We start from the raw sequence: 16,596 nt of genomic DNA, 5'->3' as shown, positions 1-16,596 counted from the left end.
AAATATTTTGATACATTATTATTGTTTTATAATGTAATTAATTTTAGTGTATTAAAAATAATTATTAAGGTGCTCTAGTGCATTATTTTAGAAACTTTTAATTAATATCTTCAAACATCTCAGCTATATAATATATTTCATCCTCTGTAAAGGATACATTTATACTTTCTTTAAATAACTTAGATGCTCTTTTTATAGCTTTTACTCTTTCTGTATTAATTTTAGTTTTATCTTCCCTATATTGAAGTCCATCATTTATTATCATTCTTTCTAAAGCACAGCCAGTGTGTATAACTAATCTTATTATTATAGAATTAGAAAATTGTGTATTAAATTCTTTTTCTAGTTCTTTTGAAAAACTCATTAATACTCCTATTAACTTTTGAGGATTTAAATAGGTTAAAAATTGGCTTAAGCTATCTAGACATAAATCCTTAGTTACTATCTTAGTATCATTACTTATAATATTTACATTTTTATTTCTTATTATTCCTTTTAACTTTTCTTCTCCACTACCTTCTATAAGTTTTTCTAGTGAAATAAACGGACAGGATATCTTAGGATCTTTTACTCCAACGGTTGCCAATATATCATATTTGTCCTGAAGTTTTTTTATTTCATATTTTAGGCTTTTTATGCTTACAGGAATTACATTTATATATTCATCTGTAATTGTCTTTATTATATCTTCTACTAGTTGTTTTAATTTTACTGCTGTTCCCTCTCCTGTAGAGCATATGGTGACTATAACCTTATCATAGTACCTATTTTCTACCTGTTCATACTTTCCATAACCTTTGAAAACCTTTAAAGATTCATATATACTATCTAAATCCATATCAAATAAATTGGCTTTTCTCACAGCTTCTAATACTAAAGGAGTTGAAACCATATCTACAGTTCTTACCTGTATTCCTGTCTTTTCTATTATTTCTGTTTCAAAATGTGTAAGGGAACCCATATCTACAAGAATTAATACTCCTTTTCCCATGTCAATTCCTCTTACTGCTTCTAATATCTTCTTAAAAATCTCTCTTGGGCTTACCTCTAAGGGCATATCCACAGCAATTACGTTATACTCTCCAAGTAACTTTACCGCAACACTAGCCATGCTGCTAGCAGTGCTACTACCATGAGCTGCAATCACTACACCAACTTGCCCTATCTTAGAAGTCTCCTTAATTGAAGTTAAAAGCAAAGTTAAATATATAATCTCCATATCAGGCACTTCAATATTATATCTTTCTCTTATAAGGTTACTAATATCTAAAGCTACTTGATATTCCTCTGGATTTTCTTTTATTACATATTCCATATTACTTTCATACTTCAAGTCCACATTATCTTGAACTCTTTTTAAAAATGCGCTTATATGTAAACTCATGGCATAGATAAATCTTTCACTGTAGCTTTTTCCTAGCTTTTTTTCTGCCATGTCCTTTATGTCCTCTGCAAATTTTATTATTTCCTCATCTACTATTTTTGTGAATTTATCTCTGTTATTAGAATCTGTTTTAACCTTATCATAAAAAGATTTTAGGTGAATATTGATATCTGTAGTAATAAATTTTTGAATATACTCATCATCTACTCCCTCTCCCCTTAAAATACTGGCTTTATCTTCTATAATTTTATAGAGATTAAAAGGGGGTTCATAATTATCCTGTTCCATTACCCCTTCTGCCCCTTCAGGCATTATAGTTATATTAGAGTCTAAAAGTTTTGAAATTTGTTCCATTTCATCTCTTTTACTCCCTAACATAAGGTATCCATCCTTTATATTAGATGGAATAAGTTTAAAGTCTATATCTACATAATCCTTATTTTTTATACTATTTAAAAAACCTGTAGCACATATTAGTTGAATGTTAGATTTTAGCTGTCCAATATTTCCAAAGGACACACTTCCTATAAGTGCCTTTATAACATCTGAAGTTATCCTTATAGGTTTATTTACTCTATCAGCTTCTTTACTTAAAAGATGCCTCATTATATCTATTTTTTCTTTTGCTGGTCTCTCATTTAGAGGAGGTATATTTATCACTATAGGAATTCTTCTAATAAAAGTCTTTAATAAAGATGAACTAGGATCCTCAGTGGTAGCGCATATTATAAGCACATTAGATCTTCTATTTCTTTCTGTCTCTCCTAATTTATTAAAAGTACCTGTATCCATAAAGTAAAACATCATCTCTTGTCCTTCAGGTGGTAATCTATGAACTTCATCTAAAAATAGTATTCCTCCATTTGCCTTTTCCACAAGTCCTGCCCTTTCAGTTTCAGCTCCTGTAAATGCCCCTTTTACATGGCCAAAAATTTGTGATAATAATAGCTGAGGATTATTATAATAGTCTGCACAATTAAAAACTATAAAAGGAGAATCTTCTTTTAACTTGCCTACAAACTTAGCATAAGTAAACATCTTATTTGCAAAAAGGGTTTTACCTACTCCTGTTGGTCCTAAAATAAGTGTATGAAGTCCATTAGGTGGATAAAGCACCGCAGCCTTAGCCTGCTCAATTTGATTTTTAAGGCTACCTTCTGAACCTATTATCATGTGAAAGGGAGATTTTTTCTCTTCACCTTCATGTTTTTTTAATTTCTTATCCATTAATTCATCATAGCTATCTATCTCTATAGCCCCTTTAGGTAAAGATATTTTTAATAAGTCTTCCAAAGGTTCCTTTGGAAAATAAAGAACTGGTCTTCCTTTTACTTTTATTACCTTTTCTTCTCTTACTAATTTGTTTAGCTCTAAACTTACGTTATTTCTCAACATATGAAGCTCTTCTGCTAGTTCATTGGCGGAAAATCCTTTTTCTTTTTCTAAATCTTTTTTACTTAATTCAGAAGATTTTTTTAAGAGGCAATGATATATCTTATCAATTCTCTTCATAAACTTTTCCCCCTTTTTATTACTGATTAATTTTAAAAAAGTCTGATACACAATTATATTATATCATTTGTGTATCAGACTTTATGTATTAATATTCTTTTACATATTTACTGTTAATAATTTTCTATCTATATTTTTTACCCATGTTTCCTTGTATTATAGATGCACCTAACATAACTACAATAAAAATAATAAGAGTTATATTATCCTTGGTTACAACCTGGTTTGCTATACCTATGATTATACCCAAAATTCCTATAATTATATTATATAAAGCATTGAATCTTATATACCCTTCTTTATCTTTAGCATTTTTAATAGAAAGAACCATTTTTTCCTTGAAGCCTTTACTTGCTAAGATTAAAATACCAAATACTATAAACCAAATACTGGCTACAAGCATTACTACCGTTGTAGCTTTCATAAAAATCACCATCTTTCCTAAAGGTTGTGTAATATAAAAATTATATCACAAGAAAAAACAAAGATAAAAATAAAATCCCCTCAATAACTGTTGACTTGTAAAAATTAATGTATTATAATCATTATTGTTAACGGGGTGTGGCGCAGATGGGAGCGCGCGTGGTTTGGGACCATGAGGTCGCAGGTTCAATCCCTGTCACCCCGACCAAAAGAGACATACTTTAGTATGTCTCAGACTGTAGACAAAAGGCATATCCTCGTAAAAGAGGATATGCCTTTTGGGATTTTAATGGTAAATTTCTGGTTCTTTGAACATACTTTACAAATAATTTTAAGATATTTAAAATATATTATCTCCAAATTTATCTTAAATTTACTAGTTTACTTTACATAATGCAATATTTATTTATATAACCTGAAATTGAATATATATCTATCCTTTTTCAATATATAAAAAAATAATGGCAATTCAAATAGTATTACCATTATTTTTTATTTTTAAATTTTATTATATTTCTTAAAAAGCTTAAAATACATAAGTAATGTAATAAAAAAAGTTATATATCCAATTACTTTTAATATGGCTATATCTGATAAAAGTGCTTTCAGTACTTCTTCCATAATATCTATTTTCTCATATTTAATTATATTTTGTATACTATTTAATTTTGATTGATAAATTCCTAATAAAACGGGAAATATTAACCATAATAAATTTTTAATTTTTATATATTTATATATATTCTTCATACTTATCTATTCCTTATTTTTAAAATATTCTTATATTAAATAATTATGAAATTTAGTAAGAAGGTTGTGCATACCAAAAGTAATGAGTCCAGCTGTCACCATAAGAAGTAAAGCTATATTTTTTATAAAAAGGCACTCTTCTTTCTTTTGTTGCTGGTAAAGTACTATGATGGGCTTGATATTTGTCATAATATGCATCTCCTCCAGAAATGTACTCTGCTCCAACTGCTATTATTCCAGCAGCAATAGCTTCCTTAATAACTTTAGAAACAAATACTTTTGTAACCGCTATATTTCCTTTTAGAAAAAATGCCGCTGCTGCAGTTAATAAGGCTGTTGTTAATCCAAGGGTAAAATTAACTTCCTTCATAGTTGCTACTTTTCTTTCAACTCCATATCCTGTAGTTGGAAGATCCGAATAAGACATTATATTACTTGAAACACCATTTTCTAAAGTAAATTTATTTACAGTTTCATAATTATCTAATATTTCAACTATATTAGGTTTATTCAAAGATCTAGCATTACTATTCTTCATCTCAATTTCTTTAATAGCTGCAGATTGATAATCATTCAAAGTATATGTTTTATTATTTAAAGTAACTAAATAATTTAACACATCAAACTTAACTGTATATTTATAACCATCTTCCTTAACTAAATACGTAACCATATCATCATCTGAATATAGTGTTGTTACTTCTGCTCCATTTTGAAGTTTAACACTTTCGTTATAACTTAACCTTTCATTAACAACATCCGCTTTAACGTTTACATCAGAAAAACTAATCATTGTAATACAAAGAGCTAGACCAGATACAATACCTCTTACTAATGATTTTTTCATAATACCCCTCCTAATATTTATTTTTAAATGTCTTTTTAACATATTAACATATTATTCCTTTTAAATCAATATGATGTAAATTATGTATAATTTAATAAACCTGTTATTATTTTTACACTAATAATTATATACTGCATTGTAACTTAGTTTTAACTAACCATTTTTCATGGTGTCATCTTTCATCCTCATAGATTTTGCATCTTTATCTGTCTTCAAATAATATGATTCATGTAAGAATAAGTTACAATTTCAACATCTGACGAGGCGTAGTTTGATTTTTGTTTAATCTGGAATAAGTCCAATGTAAATTGATTTTACCATAAATCTTTCACCCTTCAGAGTGAGAGATTTATTTTTTTAGACAAAAAGCTGTCCCACTAATTTTTAGTGAGACAGCCCTATTTTTAATGTTTTAAATAACTTATATTGAGAGGTTTTTAATAATAACATAGATTTAATTTAAATCATACTTTTTTTACTGTATCCTTTATATTATTAAGTATATACATATAGAAATCTAACTCATTCTTTGTATCTCTAAGCTCTACTTTTAAGTCATCCCTGTCTTCTACAGCTTCTAAAAGCTCTTTAAATGATAAATATATATTATCCCTATACTTATCTAAATTATCTCTTATTGCATCAAATTCCGTTTCTAAACTTTGAAGTTTCTCTTGAAAATATCTAAGATCTTTTATTATTTTATCTTCAATTATAATTTTTTCTTCTTTGTTCTCCTCTACCTTTTCTGTATCTTGTGATATTTTGAAATCCTCTGACTTTTCCTCTTCTCTCTCTGCAGTTTTCTTATTTTCTTCATCTTCCATAAAAAATGGCAGTTCATTTTTTCCATCATCCTTAGTCCATTGAATACCCTGTCTTAAATTAACTGTTGGACTTTCTGGAATATTTTTAGGGTTGTTATCATTATTTTGTTTATTACTCTCTACATTAGAATTTTTACTCCTAAACTCTTGACCTATAAAATTTAAAAATCCTTTAGCTATACCTTCTGCAACCTTATCTAGGAAAAGACTTGATCTTAATAAAACTTCTTCTAGAGGATTACTAATAAAGCAAACCTCTACCAGCATAGCTGGCATATCAGTTTTTCTTAGCACAGCAAAGTTAGCAAATTTAACTCCCCTGTCAGCTAAAGTAATATTTTCTACTAAGCTTTTTTGAACACATTCAGCTAATTTTTGTCCCTCTCCTCCTATGGATAATGCGAAAGATTCCGTTCCATTTGCTTCAGCAGATTCAGCGCTGTTTATATGAATACTAATAAAATAATCAGCACCATCCTTATTAGCTAAATTTGTTCTTTCAGAAAGTCCCATGTAAATATCAGTTTCTCTAGTATAAGCTACATCTATATTATTATAGCTTAAAATTTTTCCGCACCTTTTAGCTATGTCCAAAGAAATATTTTTTTCTTGAAGCCCAGTAGGACCTATAGCACCAGGGTCATAACCTCCATGTCCAGGATCTAATATTAAACGTGGCATAAATTTTTACTCCTTTAATTGTTCTCTGTATCATTATATTATCCAAAATACTTATGGACACTAATTAAAAATAAAAAAATAGAGCCAATAAAAATCGGCTCTCAAAGTTAAAATATTAAAAATTTATATATATTTATGGACTCAAGGTGTATTATATAATATATTTTATACCTTATCATTAGTTTTATTTTATATACATTTTATAAACTTAGTATTTAAGCCTATTACAAGGGATTAGTTAATTTTTTGTAAACATAAAATCTTACTTATTCCTTAAGATCAATGTTCTTTACCATGGTTATTTCTTCAAAATATCTAGTTTTAGATGCTGCCTTACATAAAGCCATGATTAAAATAAATATAAATGAAAATAATAATATAGAAGTACTAATTATAAATAGCTTCATATTTTAATATACCTCCTAAGATAAGTCTATCAATATTATCTTTTCACTTAAAAAAATTATTATGCACTTAAGTATTTTCTACAATAAGTAAGATTGATATAATAATTTTATAAACATAATTCTTGCCTTTAGAGGGAGTTTTACCCTCTCTAAAGCTTAAAAATCCTTATCCAGGGACTTAGCTGCTTTTTATTCCCACTTTGAATAAGATGGAAGTATTAGAGCCAGTAGTCATGATATAAATTATGACAAAAATATCATGAGCTCCATAGTTCAATAACTAATTAAAAAGGAGGATTTATATGCATAAAAAATACGAGGATTTATTTAAATCTTTGGTAAAAGCCTATTACAACGATACCTTTGAAGATGAGGTAGATAACCTTTTATCAAAAGAGGGCTATAAAAAAGAGGAAATGGCAAAAGTTATCTCTAATTTATGTGGGGTAACAGTAGAATATAGTAAAGATTTTATAACAAACTTAAAGAAAGCAATTACAGCTTATCAAGCTCAAAATAGAGTGGTTCAAAAATTATCAGATTGCTCTATGAAATGCTCTTCAGATGGAAAAACCACTGCCTGTCAAAGTGCATGTCCATTTAACGCAATATTATTAGACCCCATTAAAGGAACTACATATATAGATATAGAAGCCTGTGCTGATTGCGGTCTTTGCGTAGTGGCTTGCGAAAGTGGAAGACTTGTAGATAGAGTAGAATTTATGCCTGTATTAGAACTTTTAAAATCAGAAAAACCTGTTATTGCAGCTGTTGCCCCTGCTATTTCTGGCCAATTTGGTTCCGATGTAACCATGGATCAACTTAGAGCTGCTTTTATGAAAATAGGTTTTAAAGACATGGTGGAAGTTGCTTTCTTTGCAGATATGCTTACCTTAAAGGAATCTGTAGAGTTTGATTCTCATGTTAAAAGTGAAAAGGATCTAATGATAACTTCCTGTTGCTGTCCTATGTGGGTAGGAATGCTTAAAAGAGTTTATTCTGACCTTGTAAAACACGTTTCCCCTTCAGTATCTCCAATGATTGCTGCTGGTAGGGTTCTAAAAGCTTTAAATAAAGATTGCAAGGTAGTATTTATAGGACCTTGTATAGCTAAAAAGGCAGAGGCCAAAGAAAAAGACCTTATAGGAGATATTGATTATGTACTAACTTTCCAAGAGCTTCGTGATATATTTGAAGTTTTAGAAATAAACCCATCAGAGCTTACAGGAGTTCCTTCTATAGAATATGCATCAAAGGGGGGAAGGCTATATGCAAGAACTGGTGGTGTTTCTAAAGCAGTATCCGATGCAGTAAAAGATATGTTCCCTGAAAAATATAACCTTCTAACTGCAGTTCAGGCCAATGGAGTTAAAGAGTGTAAGGCTATTCTTGAATCTGCTCAAAATGGAAGTATAAAAGCTAACTTCATAGAAGGTATGGGCTGTATAGGTGGATGTGTTGGAGGTCCTAAAGCCCTAATCCCTAGAGAAGAAGGAAAGAAATTTGTAGATGATTTTGCCGAAGACTCAGCTATTAAAGTAGCAACACATAGTGAAATAATGGATCAAATATTAGCCAGAATTAATATAACTTCTAGAGAAGACTTTAAAGATGAAGAAAAGATACATATCTTTGAAAGGCATTTTTAAAATAATCACTTGATGTTTTTATGGGACAAAATTAAAAGGGGTAACTTGACTTATCAAGAGTAAATTTTAAAGGTTTTTCAAAATTTACTCTATTTAACTTGACTTACCCCTTTTAATATCCTAAGTTATAAAGATTTAAAATATGTCTAGATCTTTTCCCGAAATTACATTTCCTGAAAACTTACTCTTAACTTCTTTTACTAATTCTTTATCTCTTAACTCTATTTCATTTAATAGATTTTTATCTTCACTTTGCATGTTCATCATGTAAAGTTGGTGATATAGAACCAATAATTTAGGTTTAGCTTTCTCTGCTATTTCTCCTAATTCATAAGAAGATGTGTGAACAGAACTATGATATTTTTTCCACTCCTCAGATCTTGATTTAAATCCTTCAGAATGGTAAACTTCATGAACTAGTATATCACAATCTTTAGCTATATCTACCATAATGTCTAATGGCGCTGTATCTCCAGATATTACAATAGTTTTATCTGGTGTATGGAATTTATAAGCATAGGCTTCAAAAGACCCATGTTTTACTTTGAAGGCTTCCACTGTTACCTTTTCATCCTTAAATACAACCCCTGGCTCTATTTCTGTAACATCAACCTTCCATCCATTTTTGTTAGAAGGCTCTAACCCATAAACTCTTTCATCTATATCCATTTTATAAGCAGCCACTATATGTTCTGTCATTGATTTTAATCCTTTAGGTCCAAAAACTTTAAGTGGTTCTTCTCTGTCTAGTACCCAAGGAGTAAATATAAGATCTGGGTATCCTGTTGTATGATCTGAATGTAAATGTGTTAAAAAGGCTACTTTTAAATTTTTAGCTATAAGAGCATGAACTCCTTTTCTATAAGCTTTAGCAGCTTGCCTTACCACACCAGGTCCAAAATCTATAATATAAGCATTATCTCCTACAACTATTGCAACTGAAGCTCCTGAACGATCTGGATCTGCATTAGGAGTTCCTGTTCCAAGCAATACTAATTTAGTTTTATTATTCATATATACTCCTCCAATTATATAAAAATTATTTCTATATTAAGTTTAAATAGCATTCACTGATACTTTTTCTTGTTTATAAGCTTCTTCTAATTTATCTATTTTAGCTATATTAATTCCAGTAAAACCTAGAATTATATTTATTAAAAGATCTATAAAGGCAAAAAATATAAATGGTATAAACTTCAAAGGCTCTACACCTAAAATACTAGAAGCAAAGATAGCATGAACACTCCAAGGTACTAATATTATTCCTACAGTACCTACAGTCTCAACTATTCTAGATAAATTTTTAGTATGAAGTCCCTTTTCTTTAAATACATTTGAAAACATTCTTGCAGGTATCATTATAGCTAGAATTTGTGCACCTGTTGCAAAACTTATAAATAGTCCACTAAATATTGTAGACATCAATATACCTCTATTAGAATGAACTACCTTCTTTATGGAATCTAAAATACTTTCTAGTGACCCTATCTCTTCCAATATTCCACCTAATGCAGAAGCAAGAATTAATAATATTATGGTTCCTCCCATGGAATTAATTCCTCCTCTAGATAAAAGGCTATCAAGCATTTTTATTCCTGTATTGCTTTGATATCCAAAGGTTGCGATTTTAAACAACTCAGTGATATGAGAACCTTGAAGTATAATTGCAAAGATTCCACTTATAATTGCTGTAACCAAAAGTGATGGGATAGTTGGTATTTTTTTTAGAGCAAAAACCATTCCCAGCAAAGGTATTAATATTAAAATTGGATTTATATTGAAGTTATTAATTATCCCATTAGATAATTGCTCTATTGTACTCCAATCTGTATTAATAGTAGAAATAAAGTTTATTCCTATAAAATAGTACATTATTATAGAAGCAAATAAGGCTATTAGAGAACTTGCCATCATATGAAATACATGTTCAAATATATTACATCCAGACATTGATGAGGCTACAGTTGTGGTATCTGAAAGTGGGGATATTTTATCTCCAAAGTAAGCACCAGAAAGAACTGCCCCAGCAACTATATGAGCTGGAAATCCCATAGCAGTACCTACTGCCATTAAAGCAAGACCAATGGTTGCAATAGAATTAAAAGAAGTGCCCGTGGCCGTAGCTATTATAGCTGTAACTAATGCAGCTGAAGGTAGAAAGAGCTTTGGAGTTATTAGATTTAGCCCATAGTAAGTTAAAGTTGGTATAACCCCACTTACTATAAATAAACCAATAATACTTCCAACTATTATTAAAATAAATACTGCTGACATTGCTCTAGAAGCACCTTTCATAAGTGATTTTTCCATATCATCTAGAGAAATTCCAATATACTTTCCCACAAGGCAGCTAATAATTATAGCGAATATAATTGGAACGTTCATTCCAGATTTCCACTTAATTGCTGAAGGTAAGGCTATAAGAATAAGAGATATTATAGGCAATAATGCCAAAAATAGATTTGGTTTTTTTTGATTATTCATAAAATCATCCTCCTATATTTTTTAATTAGCAGGTTCTTGTAGAATGATTTCTATGAATGATAGACTTGAGTGTTAAACATAAGATACTTTAAGTTAATTAAAGCATAATAATTACTAATTTTTATATTAAATTTATACTACGAAATATACTTTTAACTGTACAAAATCACCATACTACTATACTACAAGCCAATAATTAATTCACTACAAATACTACCATCCTACTAAAAACTACTGTTTGATTTTAAATAATACACCATTTAAATTTTGTTGTCAATAAAAAAATCTACTCTAATATTTTACATTATATATAATATTAGAGTAGATTTTTACTAGCATTGATGTATCTATCATAAAGATGTTCCAGCTAAAGACCCCTTCGAATCACTTAATTTTTGTCTGAGTGGCTTCAAAAATTTTCTCGAAATTTTTCCCATATTTAGCGATAAATTCAGAACCAAAATCTTTATTAAGTTGATTCATTACCAAATCGTGATGGAAAGCGGATAAAACTTTTTGAATTATAGCTGGATGTTTGGTTTCCACAGCTGATGGAATCAACCTATCATCCAAACTTCCAATAATTGCTTTCTCCTGATCAAATAATAGAGAGAAGTCACTAATTTCATTTTCTTCATTTCCACCTGATTTTAAATCCACAAAAATATTTTTCAAAGTTGTCTCCACTGGTTCAAAGGTAACTAGAACAACTTCCAGCCCTTTGCTTTCTGCCTGTTCTAATAAAGGTAAAAATAATGGCATGTCTTGAGGCCAAATATCCGCTAATACACTTTTTTTCGCATGAGCGATACTTCTTTTAATAACTGATTGTATTGGTTCAATGCCTTGCGTATTATAAAAATCATAAGTACTTCTTTCTTTTTTCTTTAATTCACGTTGAAGAAGGGTGGCGGATTGTTTGAACTCTAAACGTAATTTAGATAACAACTCTTCAACGGATACAGCTGAATAAGTAGTATTCTTCCCCTCCATAACCTGGCAAGCTCCTTTTTTATAGAGGGAGTTCAATGCTGCATAAACATTAGAACGGGATGATGAGATGTTTTTAGCTACCTCATAACCAGTTTGATTTGGATTTTCATATAAAGAGAGATAACATTTCCCCTCTAACTCAGTTAACCCTATCTTTTTTAACTCTTCAATCATAAAAAATCCTTCCTTTCTAATCAAATTGCGCCTGATATAATTCCTTATAACGACCTGAACTAGCTATTAATTCTTGATGATTTCCAGACTCAACAATGCTACCAGACTCCATGACTAAAATATTATCAGCATGATGAATGGTGGATAAACGATGGGCTATTACCAAGGAAGTTCGGTCTTTCATCAAGGCTTCTAAAGCACCTTGGATATGACGTTCAGACTCATTATCTAAAGCCGCTGTGGCCTCATCTAAAATAAGTAGTGGAGCATTCTTTAAGAACACCCTGGCAATAGCTATCCGTTGTTTTTGCCCACCGGATAACTTAATCCCACGCTCACCGACTTTCGTTTCGAATTTGTTAGGTAAACTTTCAATAAATTTTAAAATATTTGCACCTCTAGCAGCACTTAAGAGTTCATCTTCTGTTGCATAAGGAGAGCCATAAAGTATGTTTTCCTTTATAGTACCATCAATTATCTCGATATCTTGGGTAACAATACCAATATTTTGACGTAGGGATTGTATCCCATAGGATTTAAGTTCTTTCCCATCTACTAATATATCACCTTTTGTGGGGTCATACAATCTAGTTAGAAGCCTGGTAACCGTGGTTTTACCTGACCCAGAGGATCCGATCAAAGCCGTCACTTTACCATAAGGCAATTCAAATGAGATATCTTTTAACACTTCTTGCATTTCTTCATATCCAAAATGAACTGATTTAATAGAAATCCCTTGATTCATCACTGGAAAATCAACTACTTTTGGCTTATCAACAATTTGTGGTGAAATCATAAAAACTTCTGTAATTCGTTCATAAGAAACCAGTGCTTGCTGTAACCTACTGACCATTTGACTAAAAGCACGCATTGGATTTTGCAATAGTTTTAAATAGGCTAAGTAAGAAACAACTTCTCCCACACTTAGGTTTCCCTTCATAACCATAAAGGAACCATACCCTAAAACCAAAGCCATCCCCAAGTAATTAATCATATCAATGGTTGGAGAAAATAAGGCTTGTAGCTTACTTGCTTTAATTAAATTTTCTTTATTCTCTTCATTAACAGCTTGAAATTTGCTCGTCTCATATGATTCTGTTGCAAAATTTTTAATAAGCAAAACTGACGTTAGACTTGTTTGTAGCTGATTATTAATCCTGGCTGTGGAACCACGAACTTTCTTGTAAGCTGCTTTAATATGTGAACTGAAGAACCGATTTAAAAGAAACAACAATGGAAAAGTTAAACCAATCAGCAATGTTAAACGCCAATCTTTAACTAACATAAAGCTTAAAACAAAGATAAAAGTAATTATATTTCCAATCAATCCCAAAGTGTTAGGGGAAATCAAGTTTTGAATCGTGCCAATATCACTGGTAAATCTGGTCATCAAATCACCTGTTTTCTGAGCTTCAAAGAAAGAAAAATCCTGTTTTAAGGTATGCTCATAAAGATCTACTCTCAAATCGACAATTGCTGTTTGACTGACTAAACTAATTAAATACGTTGATAAATAATTCAATATATTTAATGCTAATGCCATTAATAATAGCAAAGCTAACTGCCATAATAACTGATTTTGATCCTGATTAGGAATAACATCATCAATAATTCGCTGTGTAATTTGTGGAATTCCAAACTGTAAACCTGCTGTCATGATTAGTGCCAAAATACTAATAATTAGATAAGACCACTGCTTGGTCACCCGTTTAAAAACAAAGAGTAACATGTTATAAACATTAATTTTAGATGATTGTTTCATTTTTTTCACATCCTTTATTTTTTCTACTTACTAATCTACTTATTTAAATCTAAAAATAATATAGTAGTATTAATAAATACTACTATATTCTCTAATTCTTATATTGTCAAGCTTTATCTTGTAAGATTTTACTGTTAATTAGACGTTATAGATAAAGAATGCATTTATATTAGTGTGAAATAATATAATATTTTCAATTACCTAAGGGTTGTAACAATTAAGTGCAATAAAAACACTCTATAGGCATCCCAGGATACTTATAGAGTGTTTTTAATAGTGAATCACAACAAAACTTATTCCTTTGTTTCTAAAAATTTAAAGAGGATAAAACTTCATCTAGCTCTTCAAAATTAGCATAGCCCTTAGCTATTACCTTTCCTTTATCTCCTTCTACTGCAATAACTGTTGGAAAACTTGCTGCCCCTAAATCATGAACCATATTAAAGTATTTAAAAGTTTCTTTAGCTAAGTCTTCTGAGACAAATTCTTTTTCAAACTCTTCTTTAGATATGCCAAAACCTTCAGCTATTTCAATGTATGTTTCTAAACTATTAGTGTCTTTTCCTTCTACAAAAAGAGCTTCTTGAATTTTCTTAAGAAAGCTAAAAGCCTCATCTTTTTTTAATCTTTGAATTAAAGCTACTGCTTTTGCCCCTGGAAAACTATCTAAGACTATATCAGCATTTTCTAATATATTTTTATTATATCCTTTTCCAAACTTTCTTCCAGTTAATTGTTCTATTCTCTTGTTGTGCTCTTTTATATAATTACCTAAACTAGCATTCATAACCTTAGCATTATCACCTACCCACATTCCTCCAGGTAAAATACTAAAATCATAAAGATCCTTGTACTTTTCTTGTATTTTTGTTATAACATCACTAAAACCATAGCACCATCCACACATGGTATCCATAACATAATATATTTTTGTTTTCATTTTTTTCCTCCTAATTAAATTAATATGCTACTGTAAATCTTCTTCTAGAAAACTTAGGTTTTTCAACCTCATCTAACATAGCAAATGCAAAATCTTCAAATGAAATACGGCTAACACCCTCTTCATTTACTACTAAGTGATCTTCAGCAGTGCGATAAACCCCTGTTCTTTTTCCTGGTTCAATAAGTGCTGCTGGGCTTAAATTTGTCCAATTAAGATCTTTTTCCTGTTTGTACTGTTCTAGTGCCTCACCGTGAGCTAATGCAATTGGCTTCCAATCTGAAGGGAACTCTTTTGTTTCAACTAATTTAATATCTCCCTCTACAAGAAGACTTCCAGCCCCTCCCATTGATAAAAGACGAGGTACTCCTGCTTTTTTCACTGTACTTATTAAACTTTTAGTAGCTTCTACTAAACTCTTTTCATCACCGTGCTTTGGTCCAAAGGCGCTAATAACTATATCATTTCCTTTTATAGCTTCCAATAGTCCTTCTTCATTAAAGATATCCTCTTCAATAAATTTTACATTATCTTCTTTACTTTCAACTTTTGATATATCATGAACTATCCCTGTAACTTCATGCCCTCTTAATAGTGCTTCCTTTAAAATAACCTTTCCTACATTTCCGTTTGCTCCAATTAATGCTATTTTCATAAATAATCATCCTTTCAATTTAAATTTACTAATAGTTTTGTTATAACCACTACAGTTACAACAAGCATAAAAAAATAACAACTTTTCTCTAGTAACCACATTAGTTACATCAATATTAAAATTTTAAACGTATATACCCATGTTTTTTATAGATGATATTAATCTACTTCCATGCATATACCTGTATCTTTTATAGATGCTATTAATAGTATGTGAAATGCTACAGAGAATATACTACTCACTTTCATGCTTAATTTCTCTTGTTGTAATCATTATAGTTACAACTAGAGAAAATGTCAAGAGCTTATTAAAAAAAATTTTAATATTAAGCTTTAAGGGGGGGTAAAATTCCCTCTAAAGGCAATAACTCTGCTTATATAATAGGTAATCCAACATATACCAAATACCTATGGATTTTAAGGCTTAGTCCTTTTATTTTTATGGATTAATCAGTATAATATTAGCAGGAAAAGAAAAGAGAGGAAGGCGATTTAACTTGAATATAGATCTTTCATATGAAATTCCAAATGCAAAAGAATATAATAATTTAAGGATAATCTCAGGGTTGAGTCCTAAGGATGAGACCGCATCAGAAATAGGATTAAGAAATTCTATTTTTATGATTACCTTAAGAGATTCTGATAAATTAATTGGTATGGGAAGAATTATAGGAGATGGAGGATGTATGTATCATATTGTAGATATCGCTGTGGCCCCTCCTTATCAGGGTAACGGATTTGGTCATTTAATTATGTCGGAAATAAACAAATATCTAGATAATCACGCACCAAAAAGTTCTTATGTAAGTTTAATTGCTGATGTTCCAGCTGATAAATTATATAAAAAGTTTGGCTTTGATTATTCAGCACCAGGGTCTGTTGGCATGGCAAAAAGATATTAAAACTAGTATTATCTAATTTATTATAAACCCATCTTTATATTAAAATTCTTGCAATATAATTATTGCTTTTCCTGATAGTGGAGATAAATATTTTAGTAAAAATATTTATTAATTAATGGAAAGCATAAACATTAAAGGCACCCTATATAGTAGATATATATAATCTACCATATAGGGTACTTTCATGTATCTTCAATTATTAAATTA

13 protein-coding genes and 1 tRNA gene are annotated in these 16,596 nt (G+C 30.1%); 3 read left to right on the top strand and 11 right to left on the bottom strand.

All coding sequences use genetic code 11. From position 1 onward, the window contains the following. Positions 1-97: 97 nt before the first annotated feature. Together KQI89_RS11835 and KQI89_RS11830 are read right to left on the bottom strand one after the other, a co-directional pair. The gene (locus KQI89_RS11835) at positions 98-2,896 is read right to left on the bottom strand and encodes a sigma-54-dependent transcriptional regulator (protein ID WP_216457234.1); all 2,799 of its coding nucleotides are present in this window, start codon (positions 2,894-2,896) and stop codon (positions 98-100) included. Between the two features lie 124 nt (positions 2,897-3,020). After that, the gene (locus KQI89_RS11830) at positions 3,021-3,320 is read right to left on the bottom strand and encodes a hypothetical protein (RefSeq protein ID WP_032122677.1); all 300 of its coding nucleotides are present in this window, start codon (positions 3,318-3,320) and stop codon (positions 3,021-3,023) included. A gap of 131 nt (positions 3,321-3,451) precedes the next feature. On the opposite strand from KQI89_RS11830, the gene KQI89_RS11825 reads away from it, so the two are divergent. After that, positions 3,452-3,527 (top strand) — tRNA-Pro (locus tag KQI89_RS11825). Between the two features lie 594 nt (positions 3,528-4,121). On the opposite strand, the gene KQI89_RS11820 is transcribed toward KQI89_RS11825, so the two are convergent. From KQI89_RS11820 to KQI89_RS11810, 3 genes are all read right to left on the bottom strand, one after another. Beyond that, positions 4,122-4,916 carry a hypothetical protein gene (locus KQI89_RS11820; RefSeq protein ID WP_216457233.1) on the bottom strand — a complete coding sequence of 265 codons (795 nt, stop codon included), beginning with the start codon at positions 4,914-4,916 and terminating at the stop codon, positions 4,122-4,124. A gap of 464 nt (positions 4,917-5,380) precedes the next feature. Continuing rightward, a complete protein-coding gene (locus KQI89_RS11815; RefSeq protein ID WP_216457232.1) occupies positions 5,381-6,424 on the bottom strand; it encodes an N-acetylmuramoyl-L-alanine amidase family protein in 1,044 nt (347 codons plus the stop codon). A gap of 266 nt (positions 6,425-6,690) precedes the next feature. Beyond that, the gene (locus KQI89_RS11810; protein ID WP_216457231.1) at positions 6,691-6,831 is read right to left on the bottom strand and encodes a hypothetical protein; all 141 of its coding nucleotides are present in this window, start codon (positions 6,829-6,831) and stop codon (positions 6,691-6,693) included. 302 nt (positions 6,832-7,133) lie between these two features. Here KQI89_RS11810 and KQI89_RS11805 point away from each other — a divergent pair, with 302 nt between their 5' ends. Then, complete coding sequence (locus tag KQI89_RS11805; RefSeq protein ID WP_216457230.1) at positions 7,134-8,480, top strand: [Fe-Fe] hydrogenase large subunit C-terminal domain-containing protein; 1,347 nt, start codon at positions 7,134-7,136, stop codon at positions 8,478-8,480. 135 nt (positions 8,481-8,615) lie between these two features. Here KQI89_RS11805 and KQI89_RS11800 read toward each other — a convergent pair whose 3' ends face one another. The 6 genes from KQI89_RS11800 to KQI89_RS11775 form a co-directional block, all read right to left on the bottom strand. Beyond that, positions 8,616-9,494, bottom strand: coding sequence for an MBL fold metallo-hydrolase (locus KQI89_RS11800; RefSeq protein WP_216457229.1), 879 nt, complete (start codon positions 9,492-9,494; stop codon positions 8,616-8,618). Positions 9,495-9,536: 42 nt separating this feature from the next. Continuing rightward, positions 9,537-10,964 carry a Na+/H+ antiporter NhaC gene (nhaC, locus tag KQI89_RS11795; RefSeq protein WP_216457228.1) on the bottom strand — a complete coding sequence of 476 codons (1,428 nt, stop codon included), beginning with the start codon at positions 10,962-10,964 and terminating at the stop codon, positions 9,537-9,539. A 384-nt stretch (positions 10,965-11,348) separates the two neighbouring features. Continuing rightward, complete coding sequence (locus KQI89_RS11790) at positions 11,349-12,131, bottom strand: TrmB family transcriptional regulator (RefSeq protein WP_216457227.1); 783 nt, start codon at positions 12,129-12,131, stop codon at positions 11,349-11,351. A gap of 16 nt (positions 12,132-12,147) precedes the next feature. After that, positions 12,148-13,893 carry an ABC transporter ATP-binding protein gene (locus KQI89_RS11785; protein ID WP_216457226.1) on the bottom strand — a complete coding sequence of 582 codons (1,746 nt, stop codon included), beginning with the start codon at positions 13,891-13,893 and terminating at the stop codon, positions 12,148-12,150. Positions 13,894-14,200: 307 nt separating this feature from the next. Further along, the gene (locus KQI89_RS11780; protein WP_216457225.1) at positions 14,201-14,833 is read right to left on the bottom strand and encodes a DsbA family protein; all 633 of its coding nucleotides are present in this window, start codon (positions 14,831-14,833) and stop codon (positions 14,201-14,203) included. A gap of 19 nt (positions 14,834-14,852) precedes the next feature. Continuing rightward, complete coding sequence (locus tag KQI89_RS11775; protein ID WP_216457224.1) at positions 14,853-15,488, bottom strand: NAD(P)-dependent oxidoreductase; 636 nt, start codon at positions 15,486-15,488, stop codon at positions 14,853-14,855. Positions 15,489-15,984: 496 nt separating this feature from the next. Between KQI89_RS11775 and KQI89_RS11770 the strand changes: the two genes are divergently transcribed. Continuing rightward, positions 15,985-16,389 carry a GNAT family N-acetyltransferase gene (locus tag KQI89_RS11770; protein WP_216457223.1) on the top strand — a complete coding sequence of 135 codons (405 nt, stop codon included), beginning with the start codon at positions 15,985-15,987 and terminating at the stop codon, positions 16,387-16,389. The last annotated feature ends 207 nt before the right edge of the window (positions 16,390-16,596 follow it).

Origin of the sequence: Clostridium simiarum (assembly GCF_018919175.1) — a bacterium.
Taxonomy (GTDB): Bacteria; Bacillota; Clostridia; order Clostridiales; family Clostridiaceae; genus Clostridium_L; species Clostridium_L simiarum.
This window is presented reverse-complemented; position numbering and strand designations above follow the sequence as displayed.